The sequence below is a fragment of the Variovorax sp. 05T418 genome (genome assembly GCF_056396385.1).
In genome coordinates this window covers 114,068-131,211 of sequence record NZ_JBFTLJ010000004.1, presented here as the reverse complement: position 1 = coordinate 131,211, position 17,144 = coordinate 114,068, and the positions used below count along the sequence as shown (strand labels likewise).

The window sequence follows — 17,144 nt, the reverse complement described above, 5'->3', positions numbered from 1 at the left end:
ACCCCTTACGAACCATCCACGCGAATCTCCCAATGAAACCCATCCAAGTAGGCCTGCTCGGCGCAGGCACGGTCGGCCGCGGCACCTTCAAGGTGCTGCTGCGCAATCAGGAAGAAATCAAGCGCCGCGCCGGCCGGGGCATCGAGATCACGATGGTGGCCGACCTGGACGCGGCGCGTGCGCGCGAAGTGGCTGGCGAAGGCGTGAAGGTGGTAGCCGATGCGCGCGAAGTCATCGCCAATCCGGACATCGACATCGTCATCGAGCTCATCGGCGGCTACGGCATTGCGAGGCAGCTGGTGCTCGAGGCGATTGCGGCCGGCAAGCACGTGGTCACGGCCAACAAGGCGCTGCTTGCGGTGCATGGCACCGAGATCTTCGCGGCCGCGCATGCCAAGGGCGTGATGGTGGCCTTCGAAGCGGCCGTGGCCGGTGGCATTCCGATCATCAAGGCGCTGCGCGAGGGCCTCACCGCCAACAGCATCCAGTGGCTGGCCGGCATCATCAACGGCACCACCAACTTCATCCTCTCCGAGATGCGCGACAAGGGGCTCGACTTCGCCACCGTGCTCAAGGAGGCGCAGCGCCTGGGCTACGCCGAAGCCGACCCCACCTTCGACATCGAGGGCGTGGACGCCGGCCACAAGGTCACGCTGATGAGCGCCATCGCCTTCGGCATTCCGGTGCAGTTCGACAAGGCCCACATCGAAGGCATCACCAAGCTCGCCGCGCAGGACATCAAGTACGCCGAACAGCTCGGCTACCGCATCAAGCTGCTCGGCATCACCAAGCGCACCGCGCAGGGCATCGAGCTGCGCGTGCACCCCTCGCTCGTGCCGTCGAAGCGGCTGCTGGCGAACGTCGAAGGCGCGATGAACGCGGTGGTGGTGCATGGCGACGCCGTCGGCACCACGCTGTACTACGGCAAGGGCGCGGGCAGCGAGCCGACCGCCAGCGCGGTGATCGCCGACCTCGTCGACATCACGCGCCTGCACACAGCCGATGCCGCACACCGCGTGCCGCACCTGGCCTTCCACCCTGATGCCATGAGCGACCTGAAGGTGCTGCCGATGGCCGAGGTCGTCACCAGCTACTACCTGCGCCTGCGCGTGGCCGACCAGGCCGGCGTGCTTGCCAAGGTCACGGGCCTCCTGGCCACCGCGGGCATCAGCATCGACGCGGTGCTGCAGCGCGAAGCCGACGAAGTGGGCGGCGAGGGCTCGACCCAGACCGACCTGATCATCCTCACGCACGATGCGCGCGAAGGCACGGTGAACGACGTGCTCGCCGAACTGCAGGCACTGCCCACCGTGCTGCAGCCGATCGTGCGCATCCGCAAGGAAGAGCTGTCCTGAGGACGGCGCAAGAGACCTACCGTGAACTACCTGAGCACCCGCGGCCACCCCGACCGCAAGCGTTTCTGCGAAATCCTGCTTGAAGGCCTCGCGCCCGATGGCGGCCTGTACCTGCCCGAGCACTACCCGCAGGTCGACACCGCCACGCTCGCCAAATGGCGCGAGCTGCCGTATGCAGAACTGGCGTTCGAGATCCTCTCGCTCTACATCGACGACATTCCGCCGGCCGACATGAAGGCGATCTGCGCCAAGACCTACACGGCCGAAGTGTTCGGCAGCGACGAGATCGTGCCGCTGCGCGAGCTGGAAGACGGCGTGTACCTCGAAGCCCTGTCCAACGGCCCCACGCTGGCCTTCAAGGACATGGCGATGCAGCTGCTGGGCAACCTGTTCGAGTACGAACTGGCCCGCCGCGGCGCCGAGCTCAACATCCTGGGCGCCACCAGCGGCGACACCGGCAGCGCGGCCGAGTACGCCATGCGCGGCAAGAAGGGCGTGCGCGTCTTCATGACCTCGCCCGACGGCCGCATGAGCCCGTTCCAGCAGGCACAGATGTTCAGCCTGCAGGACCAGAACATCCACAACATCGCCATCAGCGGCGTGTTCGACGACTGCCAGGACATCGTCAAGGCCGTGTCGAACGACCTGGGCTTCAAGCGCAAGTACCGCATCGGCACGGTCAACTCGATCAACTGGGCGCGGCTGCTTGCGCAGGTCGTCTACTACTTCGCGGGCTACTTCCAGGCCACGGCCAGCAATGACAAGCCCGTGAGCTTCACGGTGCCCTCGGGCAACTTCGGCAACGTCTGCGCGGGCCACGTGGCGCGCATGATGGGCCTGCCGATCCAGACGCTGGTGGTTGCCACCAACGAGAACGACGTGCTCGACGAGTTCTTCCGCACCGGCATCTACCGCGTGCGCGCCGCGGCCGACACGCACGAAACCTCGAGCCCGTCGATGGACATCAGCAAGGCCAGCAACTTCGAGCGCTTCGTGTTCGACCTGGTGGGGCGCGATGCCGGCAAGCTGCGCTCGCTGTTCGTGGACGATCTGGGCCGCCACGGCCGTTTCGACCTGAGCGCCGATCCCGCGTTCAGGCAGGCCGCGGAGCGCTTCGGCTTCAAGAGCAGCCGCAGCACCCATGCCGACCGCCTGGCCACCATCCGCGACACCGACAAGCGCTTTGCCACGCTGGTCGATCCGCACACGGCCGACGGCCTCAAGGCTGCGCGCGAACACCTCGCGCCCGGCGTGCCGATGGTGGTGCTGGAGACCGCGCTGCCGATCAAGTTTGCCGCCACGCTGGTGGAGGCGCTGGGCCACGAGCCCGCACGCCCGGCCAGGTTCGAAGGCATCGAGGCGCTGCCCAAGCGGGTCGTCAAGCTGCCGGCCGATGCCGAGGCCGTGAAGGCCTACATCGCGCAGAACTGTGACTGACCCTTGCCGCAAGCCGCGCCCTGCAGCGGCTGCCCCGCACATGCATTCGGCGGCCGCATAGACGGCCGCCACAGGAACTCGACATGAAGGTGATCGGCTTTTCCGGGTATTCGGGTTCGGGCAAGACCACGCTGGTCGAACGCCTGATTCCCGTGCTCAAGCTCCATGGCCAGCGCGTGTCGGTGGTCAAGCATGCGCACCACAAGTTCGACATCGACCATCCCGGCAAGGACACCTACCGGCATCGCGAGGCGGGGGCCTTCGAGGTGGTGGTGGCATCGGACAGGCGGCTCGCGCTGATCCGCGAATTCGAGCAGCCCGCGCAGCTGTCGGTGCACGACCTCATCGCCGAGCTCCATGACGGCGTCGACTGGGTGCTGGTCGAGGGCTTCAAGCACAGCGACCTGCTCAAGATCGAAGTCTGGCGCGCCCCCGAAGACGGCAAGCCGCCCCGGCCCTCGCAGTACATCGAGGACGCCTTCGTGACCGCCATTGCCACCGATGCGCCCGCGAGCCTGCCGGTGCCCACCAGCCTGCCGCTGTTCGACCTCGACGACATCGAGGGCATCGCGCAGTGGTTGATCGACAGCGCAAGCCGCTTCGAATACAACCCCGAACACCATGGCTGATTCCACCGCTCCCTCGCGCCCGCCGCTGATGGCGCTCGACGAAGCGCTTGCGAGCCTGCTCGCCAAGGCGCTGCCCAAGTTGCCCGCCGAAAGCGTGGCCACCTTCGATGCGGACGGCCGCGTGCTCGCGCAGGACATCGTCTCCGCGCTCACCGTGCCGCCGCGCGACAACAGCTCGATGGACGGCTATGCGGTGCGCGTGGCCGACTGCGCCGCGCCGGGCGCCGTGCTGCAGGTCGCACAGCGCATTCCTGCGGGCACCGTGGGCACGCCGCTCGCGGCCGGCACCGCGGCGCGCATCTTCACCGGCGCCCAGATCCCCGAGGGCGCCGACGCCATCGTGATGCAGGAAGACACCCAGCCCGTGCCGCAGGAAGGCACGCTCGGCGCGGTGCGCATCGACACCGTTCCCGCGGCCGGCCAGTGGATTCGCCGCGCCGGAGAAGACGTGGCCGCCGGCGACGTGGTGCTGCGCCAGGGCGAGCGCCTGACGCCCGCCGCGCTCGGGCTCGCCGCCAGCGTGGGTTTCGACCGGCTCCAGGTGGCGCGGCGGCCGCGCGTTGCGCTGCTGTCCACCGGCGACGAACTGGTGATGCCCGGCGAGGTCGCGCCCGAGGCCATGAAGCCCGGCGCGATCTACAACTCCAACCGCTTCTTCATGCGCGCCTTGCTGCACCGGCTCGGCTGCGAGGTGACCGACCTGGGCATCGTGCCCGACAGGCGTGAGGCCACCATCGAGGCGCTGCGCGGTGCCGCCGAGACCAGCGACCTGATCATCACCACCGGCGGCGTGTCGGTGGGCGAGGAAGACCACATCAAGGCCGCCGTGCAGGCGCTCGGCGAGCTGCAGCTGTGGTCGCTCTCGATGAAGCCCGGCAAGCCCTTCGCCTATGGCTCGATCGCAAGGGCCGGTGGCGAGGCGCAAGGGCGCTGCCACGTCACGGGCCTGCCCGGCAACCCCGTGTCCAGCTTCCTGACCTTCCTGCTGCTCGTGCGCCCGTTCCTGCTGACGCTGCAGGGTGCCAGCCGCGTGGCGCCCGAGCCCGTGCAGATGCGCGCCGACTTCGACTGGCCGCGCGCCGATCGCCGCCGCGAGTTCCTGCGCGCCCGGCGCAATGCCACGGGCGGGCTCGACCTGTTCGCCAACCAGAGCTCGGGCGTGCTGACCTCGATGGTCTGGGGCGACGGCGTCGTCGACAACCCGCCGGGCCAGACCATCCAGGCCGGCGACACGGTGAATTTCATCCCCCTGGCCTCGCTGCTGGCCTGACCGAGGCTGTCCATGAAGGTCCAGATCCGTTACTTCGCCTCCGTGCGCGAGGCGCTCGACACCAGCGGCGAAACCGTCGACACCGGTGCCGCCACCCTGGCCGCGCTGCGCGACGAACTCATCGCGCGCGGCGGGGCGTATGCCGCGGCGCTGGCGCGCGGCAAGGCCGTGCGCATGGCGCTCGACCAGGCCATGAGCGACGAGGCGGCCGCGCTGCGCGAAGGCTGCGAGGTCGCCTTCTTCCCGCCCGTTACGGGCGGCTGAGCCGGGCGTCCAGCACCACCAGGCGCTCGCGCAAGGCATCGGAGGCGCGGGTCATCGGCGAGCGCAGCTCGTCGCGCATCGATCCGCCGTGCGCCAGCAGCGCCTTGAGCGGCGCGGGGTTCGGCTCGGCAAACAGCATTTCGATCAGCGGCTGCAGCGGCTGCCATTCGGCGCGCGCTTCTGCCAGCCGGTTCTCGGCCAGGAGGCGCAGCACCTGCACGAAGCGCCGCGTCTGCACATGCGCGCTCGCCGCAATGGCGCCCACGCCGCCTTCGGCCACGGTGCCGAAGATCTGGTGGTCTTCGCCCGACAGCACCTGGAGCCTGCCGTCGGCAATCAGGGCGCGCGTCTTGGCCATGTCGCCGCCGCAGTCCTTGATGCCGCGGATGCGCGGGTGTTCGGCCAGCGCCAGCAGCGTTTCGCGCGTGAGGGTCGCGCCGGTGCGGTAGGGAATGTCGTAGACCAGCAGTGGCACCGCGCTGGCGTCGGCGATGGCGCGGAACCATTCGAGCAGGCCGGCCTGCGAGGGCCGGATGTAGTGCGGCGCGGACACCTGCAGCCCCGCCAGCGGCCGTTCGGCGAGCCGCCGTACCCAGGCCGTGGTCTTGCCCAGGTGGTAGCCCGACAGGCCCATGATGATCGGCAGCCCGCCGGCGGCAGCCTGGACCGTGTCGAGCGCGGCGAGCTGTTCCGCTTCATCGAGCGCGGCGGCTTCGCCCGTCGAGGCGCAGACCACGAAGCCGGTCACGCCGTCGCCGGCGAGCCGGCGTGTCAGCGCCGACAGCGCGGCGTGGTCGACGGCGCCGTGCTGGAACGGCGTGACAAGGGGAATCCAGAGGCCCGAGAAATCAGGGCTGGAGGAGGGGATGGACGATGACGGCACGCGGGTTTCCTCGAGGGAATCGACCGATGGAAGGAACCGTCGTTCGATGCGCGCGCAACCCAATCGGGGCCAAGGCCTTGGCAGGTTCCGTCGCTCATCCGACGACGGAACCGCAGCTCCGGTCAGACGAGCTTTGGTTTTTTGGCTTTGCTGCCCTGGCGCGCACGGCTGCCTTCGGTGTGCGAGGGCACTGAAGAAAGCATGGCGAGGCGGGGCATTGCCGAAGTCTAGCGCGATGCCACAATCCCGGCATGAGTGGTGCACGCGTTTCGATCCAGACAGCCGATTTCGACCTGGGGCAGGAGGTCGCCGCGTTGCGCGCCGGCGACAAACGCGTGGGTGCGGTCTGCAGCTTTGTCGGCGCCGTGCGGGATCGCAACGACGGCAGCAGCGTGGCCTCGATGGAGCTCGAGCATTACCCGGGCATGACCGAAAAGGCCATTGAAGCCATGATCGATGAGGCGCACAAGCGCTTCGATATTTTGGGTGCGCGCGTGATCCACCGCGTGGGCCTGTTGCAGCCGCTCGACCAGATCATGATGGTGGCGGTGGTCTCGGCCCACCGCGGCCAGAGCTTCGAGGCCTGCGAGTTCCTGATGGACTACCTGAAGACCCAGGCCCCGTTCTGGAAAAAAGAACAGACGCCCGAAGGCGCCCGCTGGGTCGATGCGCGCGTCAGCGACGACGCCGCATTGGCGCGCTGGGGCATCACGGCCCCCAACGCTTAGTCAGAGAGGCTTGAAGCCGCTCGACTGGATGATGCGTTCCCAGGTCTGCGTGTAGCTGCGCACGCGGCCCGCGAACTGGCCCTGCGGCTCGTAGCCGACCGTGAGCCCCATGGTCGTGAGCTTCTGCTTCACGTCGGGCATGGCCAGCACCTTCTGCAGCGCGTCGCCGTATTTGTCGATGATCGGCTGCGGCGTGCCCACGGGCGCGAAGATGCCGTAGTAGGGCAGGTCTTCCAGGTTGGAGAAGCCCAGCTCGGTGAAGGTGGGCACGTTCGGCAGCACGGCCTGGCGCTTGGAGCCGATGGAGGCCACGATGCGCACCTTGCCGGCCTTGTGGTTCTCGATGAAGTCGGGCACCGAGGCGATGCCGGCCGTGATCTGGTTGCCCAGCATGTCCGCCGTCATCGGCGCGCTGCCGCGGTAGGGCGCGGGCTGCACGTCGATCTTGTATTTTTCCGAGATCATCTTCACCAGGAACTCGGGGATCGAGGCCGGTGCCGGAATGCCGATGGTTTCCTTGCCGCCGCGCTGGGTGCGAACCCACTTCACATATTCGTCGATGCTCTTGGCGGGCGTGCCGCCCGAGACGGCCAGCACATTGGCGAAGGTGGCGAATCCGGCCACCGGCACGAAGTCGGTCGCAGGGTTGAAGCCGGGGTTCTTCACCACCTGCGGCAGGATGGAGATCGAATGGTCGTGCGAGAGGAACAGCGTGTGGCCATCGGCCGGCGCTGCCTTGAGCGCCTGCGCCGCGATCTGTCCGCCGGCGCCGGCGCGGTTCTCGACCACCACCGGCACGCCCAGCACGTCCTTGAGTTTTTCGCCCAGCGTGCGTGCGATGGCGTCGGTGCCCGCGCCCGCGGGAAAGCCCACCAGGATGCGGATGGGCGTGCCTTGCGCCTGCGCAAGGCCGGCGAGGCCCATGGCCGCTAGAAAGAGACCGGCGCCGAGCGCCCGGCGAACCGGCTGGACGCGCTGCATTGAAAAAACCATGATCGACTCCATTCGAGAGAGAGAAATGCCTACGGCAGGAAGGTGCCCGGCACCGTGCAATAGCCGTGCCCATTCCGCCAGCGCGATTCAAAACTTGAATCCCGGCGGAACAGCCCTATTTTGGATGCAGGAATACCACCATGCGACAAGACAAACTCACCACCAAATTCCAGGAAGCGCTGAGCGATGCCCAGACGCTCGCGCTCGGCAACGACAACGCCTACATCGAACCGGCCCACCTGCTGGTCGCGATGCTGCGCCAGGAAGACGGCCCGCGCGCCCTGCTGGAGCGCGCCGGCGTCAACGTGCAGGGGCTCGCGAACGCTGCCGAGGCGGCCATCAAGAAGCTGCCGCAGGTGCAGGGCCACGACATCGTGCAGGTCGGCCCCGAGCTCGGCAAGCTGCTGCAGGCCACCGAGAAGGAAGCCATCAAGCGCAATGACCAGTTCATTGCGGGCGAGCTCTTCCTGCTGGCCGTGGCCGACAGCAAGTCCGACATCGGCCGCATCGCCAAGGAAAACGGCCTCAGCCGCAAGTCGCTCGAATCCGCCATCGACGCTGTGCGCGGCGGCCAGGGCGTGAACAGCGCCGATGCCGAAGGCCAGCGCGAAGCCCTCAAGAAATACTGCCTCGACCTGACCGAGCGCGCGCGCCTGGGCAAGCTCGATCCGGTGATCGGCCGCGACGAGGAGATCCGCCGCGCGATCCAGGTGCTGCAGCGCCGCACCAAGAACAACCCCGTGCTCATCGGCGAGCCCGGCGTGGGCAAGACCGCCATCGTCGAAGGCCTGGCGCAGCGCATCGTCGCGGGCGAGGTGCCCGAGTCGCTCAAGGGCAAGCGCGTGCTGTCGCTCGACATGGCCGCACTGCTGGCCGGTGCCAAGTTCCGCGGCGAGTTCGAGGAACGCCTGAAGACCGTGCTCAACGAGCTTGCCAAGGACGAAGGCCAGACCATCGTCTTCATCGACGAGCTGCACACCATGGTGGGCGCCGGCAAGGCCGAGGGCGCGATGGACGCGGGCAACATGCTCAAGCCCGCGCTCGCGCGCGGCGAGCTGCACTGCGTGGGCGCCACCACGCTCGACGAATACCGCAAGTACATCGAGAAGGACGCCGCGCTGGAGCGCCGCTTCCAGAAGATCATCGTGGGCGAGCCCAGCGTGGAGGCCACCATCGCCATCCTGCGCGGCCTGCAGGAAAAGTACGAAGTGCACCATGGCGTGCAGATCACCGACCCGGCCATCGTGGCCGCGGCCGAACTCTCCGACCGCTACATCACCGACCGCTTCCTGCCCGACAAGGCCATCGACCTGATCGACGAGGCCGCGGCCAAGATCAAGATCGAGATGGACTCCAAGCCCGAGGTCATGGACCGGCTCGACCGCCGACTGATCCAGCTGCAGATCGAGCGCGAGGCCGTGCGCCGCGAGAAGGACGAAGCCTCGCAGAAGCGCTTCGGCCTGATCGAAGACGAGATCGGGCGCCTGCAGAAGGAGATCGCCGACTACGACGAGATCTGGCAGGCCGAGAAGGCGCAGGCGCAGGGCAGCGCGAAGATCCGCGAGGACATCGACAAGATCAAGTTCGAGATCGAGGAGTGGAAGCGCAAGGGCGACTTCAACAAGCTCGCCGAGCTGCAATACGGCCAGCTGCCGGCGCTGGAGAAGCGCCTGCGCGAGGCCGAGGAAAGCGAGGCGAGCAAGGGCAAGTCCAGCGCGCCGACGCTGCTGCGCACGCAGGTGGGCTCCGAAGAAATCGCCGAGGTCGTGGCGCGCGCCACCGGCATTCCGGTCGCCAAGCTGATGCAGGGCGAACGCGACAAGCTGCTCGTGATGGAAGACAAGCTGCATGAGCGCGTGGTGGGGCAGGACGAGGCCATCGGCGCTGTCGCCAATGCGATCCGCCGCTCGCGCTCGGGCCTCTCCGATCCGAACCGCCCGACCGGCTCGTTCCTGTTCCTCGGCCCCACGGGCGTGGGCAAGACCGAGCTGTGCAAGGCACTCGCGGGCTTCCTGTTCGACAGCGAAGACCACCTGATCCGCATCGACATGAGCGAGTTCATGGAGAAGCACTCGGTCGCCCGCCTGATCGGCGCGCCGCCGGGCTACGTGGGCTACGAGGAGGGCGGCTACCTGACCGAGGCCGTGCGCCGCAAGCCCTACAGCGTGGTGCTGCTCGACGAGGTCGAGAAGGCCCACCCCGACGTGTTCAACGTGCTGCTGCAGGTGCTCGACGATGGCCGCCTCACGGACGGCCAGGGCCGTACCGTGGACTTCAAGAACACCGTGATCGTGATGACCAGCAACATCGGCTCGCCGATCATCCAGTCGATGGTGGGCCAGCCCGCCGAGGAGATCAAGGAAGCGGTGTGGGACGAACTCAAGAACTACTTCCGACCCGAGTTCCTGAACCGCATCGACGAGACCGTGGTGTTCCATGCGCTCGACGCGAAGAACATCGAATCGATTGCCGCGATCCAGCTCAAGGTGCTGCAGGCGCGGCTCGCCAAGATGGACCTGGGCCTGGAGGTGTCGCCCGCGGCGCTGGCCGAGATTGCCAAGGTCGGCTTCGACCCGGTGTTCGGCGCGCGGCCGCTCAAGCGCGCGATCCAGCAGCGCATCGAGAATCCGCTCTCCAAGCTGCTGCTCGACGGCAGCTTCGGACCGAAGGACACCATCGAAGTGAATACCGACCCGATCCGCACCCCCGGCCAGTTCTCGTTCACGAAGGCCGGGGAACCATCGGAGGCGGTTGCGGCCTAAAGTCGGATGATGAACTTCATTTTTCGCGTCATTCTTCTGCTCCTGGGGCTGGTCTTTGCGGCCAGCCTGGCGGTCGCCGTCATGTTGCTGGCGGCCGTGTGGGGCGTCCGCTACGCCTGGGGACGGATCACGGGCAAACCCGTGACGCCCTGGATGGCTTCGATGGGCGGGCGCTTCAACCCGCGTTCAGGCTTCGAGCGTTTTCGCAATGCGGCACGGCCGGGCGAACCGAGCGCGGCCGACACCGCCAACGCACGCGCGCGCGGCGAATCCGTGGTGCGCCCGGAACGCATTCGCGGCAGCGCCCGCGACGTGACCGACGTTTCTCCGAAATCGGTTTCGCGCGGCTGATCCGCTGCCCGGGCGGCGAATATGCCGCCCGCGACAGCCGGTTGCGCGGTTCGCCGTCAAAATCGTCCTCCTGCGACCGCCGCCCAGGCGGATATTGCTTTCATCCAGGAGAGACATTCCCATGACAACACGCGACATCTTCGTGGTCGGCACCGCCCGCACTGCCATCGGCACCTTCGGCGGCGCGCTGAAGGATGTGCCCAACACGCAACTGGCCACCACCGCCGTCAAGGCCGCCATCGAACGCAGCGGCGTGGCGGCCGATGCCATCGGCCATGTGGTCATGGGCAACGTGATTCCCACCGACGTGAAGGACGCCTACCTGAGCCGCGTGGCCGCCATCGATGCGGGCTGCCCGATCGAGACGCCGGCCTTCAACGTCAACCGCCTCTGCGGCTCGGGCCTGCAGGCGATCGTGTCGGCCGCGCAGGCCATTGCGCTGGGCGACTGCGACATCGCCATCGGCGGCGGCTCGGAATCGATGAGCCGCGGGCCTTACTTCGACACATCCGCGCGCTACGGCGCACGCATGGGCGATGCGGTGCTGGTCGACTACATGCTGGGCATCCTGCACGACCCGTGGGAGAAGATCCACATGGGCATCACGGCCGAGAACGTGGCGGCGCGCTACGGCATCACGCGCGAGCAGATGGACGAGCTGGCCGCCACCAGCCAGCAGCGCGCGGCGGCGGCCATTGCGGCGGGCCGCTTCACGGCGCAGATCGTCCCGGTCGAGGTGAAGACGCGCAAGGGCGTCGTGCTGTTCGACACCGACGAGCATGTGCGCGCCGACACCACCGCCGAGACGCTCTCGAAGATGAAGCCCGCGTTCAAGAAGGACGGCCTCGTGACGGCCGGCAATGCCTCGGGCATCAACGATGGTGCGGCCGCCGTGGTGCTGGCCAGCGGCGAGAGCGTCAAGGCGCGGGGCCTGAAGCCGCTGGCGCGCCTGGTCGGCTATGCGCACGCCGGCGTGGAGCCCGCGTACATGGGCATCGGCCCGGTGCCGGCCACGCGCAAGGTGCTGGAGCGCACCGGGCTGAAGGTCGCCGACTTCGACGTGATCGAGTCGAACGAAGCCTTCGCGGCGCAGGCCTGCGCGGTCATCAAGGAGCTGGGCTTCGACCCGGCCAAGGTGAACCCGAACGGTTCGGGCATTTCGCTGGGCCACCCCGTGGGTGCGACCGGCGCGATCATCACCACGAAGGCGATTGCCGAACTGCACCGCACCGGCGGGCGCTATGCGCTGGTCACGATGTGCATCGGCGGCGGACAGGGCATCGCCGCCGTGTTCGAACGCGTTTGAAGGCACACTTGCGGGCATGCTCCGCCCACCCATCCTGATCGACCCCGACGAGGTCGAGTTCAGCGCCATCCGCGCGCAGGGCGCGGGCGGCCAGAACGTCAACAAGGTGTCGAGCGCGGTGCACCTGCGCTACGACATCCATGCGAGCTCGCTGCCCGCCGACGTGAAGGAGCGGATGCTCGCGCTGCGCGACAGCCGCATCACGCAGGAGGGCGTCTTCGTGCTGAAGGCGCAGCAGCACCGCACGCAGGAAATGAACCGCGCCGATGCGCTCGCGCGGCTGCAGGAGGTGGTCGACAGCGTGGCCACGCCGCCGCGCGTGCGGCGCGCCACCAAGCCCACCTACGGTTCGAAGCAGCGCCGGCTCGAAGGCAAGAGCCAGCGCTCGCAGATCAAGAACCTGCGCGGGCCGGTGCGGGACTGACCGGCTGGCTGGCCGGCGCTTAAGGCCCCGCTAAGGCGGCGGACACCGGCCGCAAGCACAATGGACAGCATGAGAGCCTTCTTCCGCCGCGCTTTGCCGGCCTTCCTGCTGGCGCTGGGGGCCGCTGCCCTGGCGGGCTGCGGGCCGGCCGCGGGCAGCGGCGCAGCGCCGGCGGGTGCCGTGCAGGAACTCAAGTGGGAAGCGCTCGTTCCCAAGGATTGGGACCCGACCAAGCGCTACCGCAACCTGAGCCTGGAGTCGCTGCGCGACAACGACCCGCGCGCGATCCAGATGCTGGACGAGATGCGCGCCGTCTGGGACAACGCGCCGGTCAACGTGGCGCTCGACGGCACGGCGGCGCGCCTGTCGGGTTTTGTCGTTCCGCTGGACAACACGCAGGGCGGCATCCGCGAGTTCCTGCTGGTGCCTTACTTCGGCGCCTGCATCCACACCCCGCCGCCGCCCGCCAACCAGATCGTGCACGTGGTCGCGGCCGATACCGTGAAGGGCCTGCATGCGATGGACACGGTGCACGTGAGCGGCCTGCTGAAGGCGGCGCGCTATTCCTCCGTGGACATGGGCGTGAGCGGCTACGAGATCAAGTCGGCCTCGGTGGAGCCTTTCGTCACGGCGCGCTGACGTGTTCAGCCGCCGTCGTCGCCCTCCGGCACCGGCAGCGGCGGAACTTCGGCCTGCTGCTGCGTCAGCGCCGCCAGCGCCTCGCCGTCGGTGCGGTAGCTGAACAGCATCGGCCCCGGCGCGAGCAGGCCAGCGCGCTCCAGCACCTGCATGGCCGGCAGCTTCAGGCCGCTCAGGTGCAGGCGTACGCCCTTGGCTTCCATCATCCGGCGGATCGAGCCGAACACTTCGGCGCCCGTGATGTCGATGCGGTTGATGGGCTGCGCAAAAAGGCACACGTCGGTGAGTTCGGGGCGCTCGGCCAGCGCGGTCGTGAGCGCGCGTTCGAGCGTGGAGGCCGAGGCGAAGTCGAGCTCGGCATCCATGCGCAGCGCATAGAGCTGTGGTGCCAGCGGCGGCAGCTTCCATAGCTTGCGGTCGCGCAGGCTGCCGTCGGGATGCAGGCCCACCTCGATGATGCGCGGATGCAGGTGGCGGTACATGTAATGCGCCAGGCTCGCGAGCAGGCCGCCCAGCACGCCCCAGTAGATGCTCGGCGCCGTGGCAATGGTCAGCACGAAGGTGCCGAACGAAATGCCAGCCTCGATGCGCGACACGCGCCAGAGCGCGACGAAGCTCGCCGGCTTGACCAGCCCCAGGATGGCCGTGACCACCACCGCCGCCAGCACCGCCTGCGGCACGTGATAGAGCAGCGGCATCAGCCACAGCAGCGCGCCGGCCACCACCACCACGCTGAACAGCGTGGCCCAGCCGGTCTGGGCGCCCGCATACAGCGTGATGGCCGAGCGCGAGAACGAGGAACTGGTGGGAAAGGCGCCCGTGAAGCCCGAGGCCAGCTTGGCCAGGCCCTGGCCGATCAGGTCCTGGTTTTCGTTCCAGAGCGTGCCGGCGCGCGCATTGTCGACCTTGGCGCTCGACGCGGTTTCGAGAAAGCTCACGAGCGTGATCATCAGCGCGGGCAGCACCAGCGCGCTGAACGTGTTCAGCGGCAGCAGGCCCGGCCAGTAGAAAGAAGGCAGGCCCGAAGGCAGGCTGCCCACCACGGCACCGCCGCGCAGTGCGTAGTCGATGCTCCAGCTGATGGCCGCGGCGCCCGCCACCAGTGCCATGGTGGTCGGGAAGCGCGGCGCGAGCCGCTTGCCGAGCCACAGCACGGCGATGCTGCCGAGCCCGAAGGCAATGGCGACCAGGTCCGGCGGCGGCCCGCCCTGCAGCACCTGGGGAAGGGTGCGCCCCGTGAAGCCGAGCAGCGCCGGCAGCTGCGAGATGGCGATCAGCACCGCCGCGCCCTGCGTGAAGCCGATCAGCACCGGCGAGTTGACCAGCCGCAGCAGCCAGCCGAAGCGCCCGATGCCCAGCACGATCTGGATCGCGCCCGACATCAGCGTGAGCCACACCGCCATTTCCACCCATTCGGCGCTGCCGGGCACCGCCAGCGGCGCGAGCGATGCGCCCACCAGCAGGCTGGTGAGCGCCGTGGGCCCGACCGACAGCCGCTGCGACGAGCTGAAGATCACCGCGATGAGCGCCGGGAACAGCGCCGCATACACGCCGGTGACCAGCGGCATGCCCGCCAGTGCCGCATAGGCCACGCCCTGCGGAAGCACCATCAGCGCCACCGTGATGCCCGCCATGGCCTCGTTGCGCAGCAGCGCCGCGGACGGACGGGGCCAGGCCAGGCAGGGAACCCAGCGCGCGATGCGCTGGCGCAGGGAGGAAGAAGCGGAGGAGGGGGTGGCTGCCGGATTCATGGATGGTGGGTGGCTTGCTGGCGATTGTCCTGCGCCACCGCAGAGGGAAACCTGCGCGGCCATTCGGGCCGCGCGCATGGGAGAGCAACTAGGGCCTGTTAACGCTATGGAAGGGGATCGCGTTGCTTCGCCAAGGGGCTGGATGCAAGGCGCCCGGGCGCAGCAAGGCTTTGGCCTTGCAAGCGCGGGCAACGCCGCAGACGGCCCCTTGGCGAAGCAACCCGAAGGGAAGCTCGCCACAGCCCGCCCCTCGGCGTTGCGCTCCTTGTGCGTGCGGACGCACGCACGGCGTCACGCGCCTTGATGGGCGGGCTGTGGCGAGCTTCGCGACCCCTTCCATAGCGTTAACAGGCCCTAGACCAGCGAGCTCGCGTTCTTGAGCACGTAGTCGCAGGCTTTTTCCTTCACCTTCGAGGAGAGCATCTTCAAGTTGAGCGTCTTGCCGTCGCCGCCCTTGAGCAGCCCCTTGGCGCCGCTCGCGAAGCCGGTTTCCTGCTGCTTCTGGCCGGTGATTTTGGCCAGCAGCTTGTCCTTCACCGAGGCCGCGTCGCCGCCCAGGTAGTTGTTCTTGACGCAGTACTGCAGCACGCCGGCCGCATTGCCCATGGTGCTGGAGCCGATCGCGGGCATCTTGAAGCCGAGGTTCTCGCCGAGGGCAGCGCCGCCGCCCGAGGAGCCCATCTGGTCCTTGAGCTTGCCGAGCAGGTCCGACTGGGCCGAGGCCGAGACACTGGCCGCAACCAGCGCGATGGAAATCAGTGCGGTGCGAAAACGCATGATGACGAACTCCCGTTTGTCGAGGTGATTGAATGAAGATTCCATCGTCAGCATACCCCCGACGGAACCCCGGTTTCACGCGCGGCGGAAGAGCAGCACGGAATTCGTGCCGCCGAATGCGAAGGAGTTGCTCATGGCCGCCTCGATGTTGGGCGCGCTGGTGTCGTGCTGCGTGACGAGGTTCAGGCTGCAGGCCGGATCGACCTCGCTGCAGTTCGCGTTCGGCGGCAACTGGCGGCGGTGCAGCGCCAGCACCGTGATGAGCGCCTCGATGGCACCCGCGGCGCCGAGCATGTGGCCGTGCAGCGCCTTGGTGGAGCTGACGCGCAGGCTGTCCAGGTCATCGCCCCACACATCCGCCAGCGCATTGCGCTCGACCACGTCGCCGATGCGCGTGGCCGTGCCGTGCGCATTGCAGTAGCCCACGTCGCGCGGCTGGAGGCCGGCCTGGCGCAGCGCCTGGCGCAGCGCGCGCGCCTGGCCGGGTGCGTCGGGCTTGGTGAGATGGGTGGCGTCGCTGCCGAGGCCCCAGCCGGCCAGCGTGGCGTAGCTGCGGGCGCCACGGCTGCGTGCGCGTTCGGCGGATTCGAGCACCAGGAAGGCCGCGCCTTCGCCCAGCGCAAAGCCGCTGCGGTCGCTCGCAAAGGGCCGCACCGCGCCGGCCGCTTCGCCGGGCTGGAAGCTGGCCAGGGTTTGCATGGCCTGCCAGGCCAGCACCACGCCCGGCACGATCAGCGCTTCGCTGCCGCCGGCAATGGCCATGTCGACTTCGCCGCGCTCGATGGCCTTGGCCGCTTCGGCAATGGCCACCGACGACGAGGCGCAGGCGACCGAGTAGGTCAGCACCGGCCCCTGCACGCCCTGGCGCATGGCCACGTGGGCGGCGGGCGCGTTGGGCATGAAGGCGGGAATGGTGAGCGGCGAGACCCGCCCGTTGCCGCGGTAGGCGGCTTCGAGCGCCGCGGCGCCGCCCATGCCGCAGCCGGCATAGATGCCGATGCGTTCAGGATCGGCGTCGTTGTGGGCGGCAAGGCCGGCATCGCGCAGCGCGAGGTCGGCGGCGGCCACCGCGAGCTGGCTCACGCGGTCGACGCCGGCGAGCTGCAGCTTGGTGAACCAGCGTGTTTCGTCGAAGTCCACCGTGGCGGCGGCGGCGGGCTTGGGCAGTTCGGGGAAGACCGGCCGGATGGCCGACCGGCCGTCGAGCAGGGCCTGGAACAGCGCGCCGGGCTCGTCGCCGTGCGGCGCCACGACGCCCAGGCCGGTGACGCAGACCTCGTGCTTCACGCTGTCTTCGCGGCCCTGACCTTGTCGACCAGCACCGCGAGTTCGTTCAGCGTGTCGATGTTGGCGTCTTCATCGGGCATGGTGATGCCGAAGTGGTCTTCGATGGCAAACAGGAACTCGGCCAATGCCAGCGAGTCGAGCCCGCCGGTTTCGCGCATCGATGCGTTGGGGTCGAGCTTGGACGGTTCGATACCGTACTTCTCGTGGATCAGGTCCTGCAATTCCTTCAGCGAACTCATCGTGCGATGCCTGTTGTCGTGTGCCGGCCGCTGATCGATCGCCGCCCTC

Annotated in this window: 17 protein-coding genes; 11 read left to right on the top strand and 6 right to left on the bottom strand. The window is 68.4% G+C overall.

Annotated elements, in window-relative coordinates:
* The first annotated feature begins 32 nt into the window (after positions 1-32).
* The 5 genes from AC1DMS_RS09080 to moaD all read left to right on the top strand — a co-directional run bounded on the left by AC1DMS_RS09080 (position 33) and on the right by moaD (position 4,955).
* On the top strand, positions 33-1,355 hold the full coding sequence (locus AC1DMS_RS09080) for a homoserine dehydrogenase (protein ID WP_478180892.1): 1,323 nt from the start codon (positions 33-35) through the stop codon (positions 1,353-1,355).
* 21 nt (positions 1,356-1,376) lie between these two features.
* Positions 1,377-2,792 (top strand): threonine synthase, encoded by a 1,416-nt coding sequence (thrC, locus tag AC1DMS_RS09075; protein WP_478180891.1) that lies wholly within the window; start codon positions 1,377-1,379, stop codon positions 2,790-2,792.
* 83 nt (positions 2,793-2,875) lie between these two features.
* Positions 2,876-3,421, top strand: a complete 546-nt coding sequence (mobB, locus tag AC1DMS_RS09070) for a molybdopterin-guanine dinucleotide biosynthesis protein B (protein ID WP_012746970.1) — start codon at positions 2,876-2,878, stop codon at positions 3,419-3,421.
* Positions 3,414-4,691, top strand: a complete 1,278-nt coding sequence (locus AC1DMS_RS09065) for a molybdopterin molybdotransferase MoeA (protein WP_478180890.1) — start codon at positions 3,414-3,416, stop codon at positions 4,689-4,691. Before mobB ends, AC1DMS_RS09065 begins: the two co-directional genes overlap by 8 nt.
* A 12-nt stretch (positions 4,692-4,703) precedes the next feature.
* The gene (moaD, locus tag AC1DMS_RS09060; RefSeq protein WP_062362136.1) at positions 4,704-4,955 is read left to right on the top strand and encodes a molybdopterin converting factor subunit 1; all 252 of its coding nucleotides are present in this window, start codon (positions 4,704-4,706) and stop codon (positions 4,953-4,955) included.
* Here the strand turns inward: moaD and AC1DMS_RS09055 are convergent.
* The gene (locus tag AC1DMS_RS09055; RefSeq protein WP_369664350.1) at positions 4,942-5,838 is read right to left on the bottom strand and encodes a 4-hydroxy-tetrahydrodipicolinate synthase family protein; all 897 of its coding nucleotides are present in this window, start codon (positions 5,836-5,838) and stop codon (positions 4,942-4,944) included. The two genes, moaD and AC1DMS_RS09055, sit on opposite strands and share 14 nt — an antisense overlap.
* A 251-nt stretch (positions 5,839-6,089) precedes the next feature.
* On the opposite strand from AC1DMS_RS09055, the gene AC1DMS_RS09050 reads away from it, so the two are divergent.
* On the top strand, positions 6,090-6,566 hold the full coding sequence (locus tag AC1DMS_RS09050; RefSeq protein ID WP_062362134.1) for a molybdenum cofactor biosynthesis protein MoaE: 477 nt from the start codon (positions 6,090-6,092) through the stop codon (positions 6,564-6,566).
* Here AC1DMS_RS09050 and AC1DMS_RS09045 read toward each other — a convergent pair whose 3' ends face one another.
* Positions 6,567-7,559: a Bug family tripartite tricarboxylate transporter substrate binding protein gene (locus AC1DMS_RS09045; RefSeq protein WP_478180889.1), complete on the bottom strand. Its 993-nt coding sequence runs from the start codon at positions 7,557-7,559 to the stop codon at positions 6,567-6,569. It lies immediately after the preceding gene.
* A gap of 140 nt (positions 7,560-7,699) precedes the next feature.
* Between AC1DMS_RS09045 and clpB the strand changes: the two genes are divergently transcribed.
* The 5 genes from clpB to AC1DMS_RS09020 all read left to right on the top strand — a co-directional run bounded on the left by clpB (position 7,700) and on the right by AC1DMS_RS09020 (position 13,041).
* Positions 7,700-10,321: an ATP-dependent chaperone ClpB gene (gene clpB / locus AC1DMS_RS09040; protein ID WP_027730342.1), complete on the top strand. Its 2,622-nt coding sequence runs from the start codon at positions 7,700-7,702 to the stop codon at positions 10,319-10,321.
* Positions 10,322-10,330: 9 nt separating this feature from the next.
* Positions 10,331-10,672 carry a hypothetical protein gene (locus tag AC1DMS_RS09035; protein WP_230537705.1) on the top strand — a complete coding sequence of 114 codons (342 nt, stop codon included), beginning with the start codon at positions 10,331-10,333 and terminating at the stop codon, positions 10,670-10,672.
* Positions 10,673-10,793: 121 nt separating this feature from the next.
* Positions 10,794-11,978, top strand: a complete 1,185-nt coding sequence (locus tag AC1DMS_RS09030) for an acetyl-CoA C-acyltransferase family protein (protein WP_478180888.1) — start codon at positions 10,794-10,796, stop codon at positions 11,976-11,978.
* Between the two features lie 16 nt (positions 11,979-11,994).
* Positions 11,995-12,402 carry an alternative ribosome rescue aminoacyl-tRNA hydrolase ArfB gene (gene arfB / locus AC1DMS_RS09025; protein WP_012746979.1) on the top strand — a complete coding sequence of 136 codons (408 nt, stop codon included), beginning with the start codon at positions 11,995-11,997 and terminating at the stop codon, positions 12,400-12,402.
* 60 nt (positions 12,403-12,462) lie between these two features.
* Complete coding sequence (locus tag AC1DMS_RS09020; protein WP_012746980.1) at positions 12,463-13,041, top strand: DUF3299 domain-containing protein; 579 nt, start codon at positions 12,463-12,465, stop codon at positions 13,039-13,041.
* A 5-nt stretch (positions 13,042-13,046) separates the two neighbouring features.
* Here the strand turns inward: AC1DMS_RS09020 and AC1DMS_RS09015 are convergent, their stop codons facing one another.
* The 4 genes from AC1DMS_RS09015 to AC1DMS_RS09000 all read right to left on the bottom strand — a co-directional run bounded on the left by AC1DMS_RS09015 (position 13,047) and on the right by AC1DMS_RS09000 (position 17,095).
* Entirely contained in the window at positions 13,047-14,792 is a 1,746-nt protein-coding gene (locus AC1DMS_RS09015; RefSeq protein ID WP_307594125.1) for a SulP family inorganic anion transporter, read from the bottom strand.
* 354 nt (positions 14,793-15,146) lie between these two features.
* On the bottom strand, positions 15,147-15,569 hold the full coding sequence (locus tag AC1DMS_RS09010; protein WP_478180887.1) for a DUF2501 domain-containing protein: 423 nt from the start codon (positions 15,567-15,569) through the stop codon (positions 15,147-15,149).
* A gap of 75 nt (positions 15,570-15,644) precedes the next feature.
* Complete coding sequence (locus AC1DMS_RS09005; RefSeq protein ID WP_478180886.1) at positions 15,645-16,856, bottom strand: beta-ketoacyl-[acyl-carrier-protein] synthase family protein; 1,212 nt, start codon at positions 16,854-16,856, stop codon at positions 15,645-15,647.
* Positions 16,853-17,095, bottom strand: a complete 243-nt coding sequence (locus AC1DMS_RS09000) for an acyl carrier protein (RefSeq protein WP_012746984.1) — start codon at positions 17,093-17,095, stop codon at positions 16,853-16,855. Before AC1DMS_RS09000 ends, AC1DMS_RS09005 begins: the two co-directional genes overlap by 4 nt.
* Positions 17,096-17,144: the final 49 nt, after the last annotated feature.

What these genes read in the sequence shown, in the direction of transcription:
- AC1DMS_RS09035 (WP_230537705.1), top strand. Translation starts at nt 10,331, where the DNA reads ATGAACTTCATTTTTCGCGTCATTCTTCTGCTCCTGGGGCTGGTCTTT.
- AC1DMS_RS09050 (WP_062362134.1), top strand. Translation starts at nt 6,090, where the DNA reads ATGAGTGGTGCACGCGTTTCGATCCAGACAGCCGATTTCGACCTGGGG.
- AC1DMS_RS09000 (WP_012746984.1), bottom strand. Translation starts at nt 17,095, where the DNA reads ATGAGTTCGCTGAAGGAATTGCAGGACCTGATCCACGAGAAGTACGGT.
- AC1DMS_RS09045 (WP_478180889.1), bottom strand. Translation starts at nt 7,559, where the DNA reads ATGGTTTTTTCAATGCAGCGCGTCCAGCCGGTTCGCCGGGCGCTCGGC.
- AC1DMS_RS09065 (WP_478180890.1), top strand. Translation starts at nt 3,414, where the DNA reads ATGGCTGATTCCACCGCTCCCTCGCGCCCGCCGCTGATGGCGCTCGAC.
- arfB (WP_012746979.1), top strand. Translation starts at nt 11,995, where the DNA reads ATGCTCCGCCCACCCATCCTGATCGACCCCGACGAGGTCGAGTTCAGC.
- mobB (WP_012746970.1), top strand. Translation starts at nt 2,876, where the DNA reads ATGAAGGTGATCGGCTTTTCCGGGTATTCGGGTTCGGGCAAGACCACG.
- moaD (WP_062362136.1), top strand. Translation starts at nt 4,704, where the DNA reads ATGAAGGTCCAGATCCGTTACTTCGCCTCCGTGCGCGAGGCGCTCGAC.
- AC1DMS_RS09015 (WP_307594125.1), bottom strand. Translation starts at nt 14,792, where the DNA reads ATGAATCCGGCAGCCACCCCCTCCTCCGCTTCTTCCTCCCTGCGCCAG.
- AC1DMS_RS09020 (WP_012746980.1), top strand. Translation starts at nt 12,463, where the DNA reads ATGGACAGCATGAGAGCCTTCTTCCGCCGCGCTTTGCCGGCCTTCCTG.
- AC1DMS_RS09080 (WP_478180892.1), top strand. Translation starts at nt 33, where the DNA reads ATGAAACCCATCCAAGTAGGCCTGCTCGGCGCAGGCACGGTCGGCCGC.
- AC1DMS_RS09030 (WP_478180888.1), top strand. Translation starts at nt 10,794, where the DNA reads ATGACAACACGCGACATCTTCGTGGTCGGCACCGCCCGCACTGCCATC.
- clpB (WP_027730342.1), top strand. Translation starts at nt 7,700, where the DNA reads ATGCGACAAGACAAACTCACCACCAAATTCCAGGAAGCGCTGAGCGAT.
- AC1DMS_RS09010 (WP_478180887.1), bottom strand. Translation starts at nt 15,569, where the DNA reads ATGCGTTTTCGCACCGCACTGATTTCCATCGCGCTGGTTGCGGCCAGT.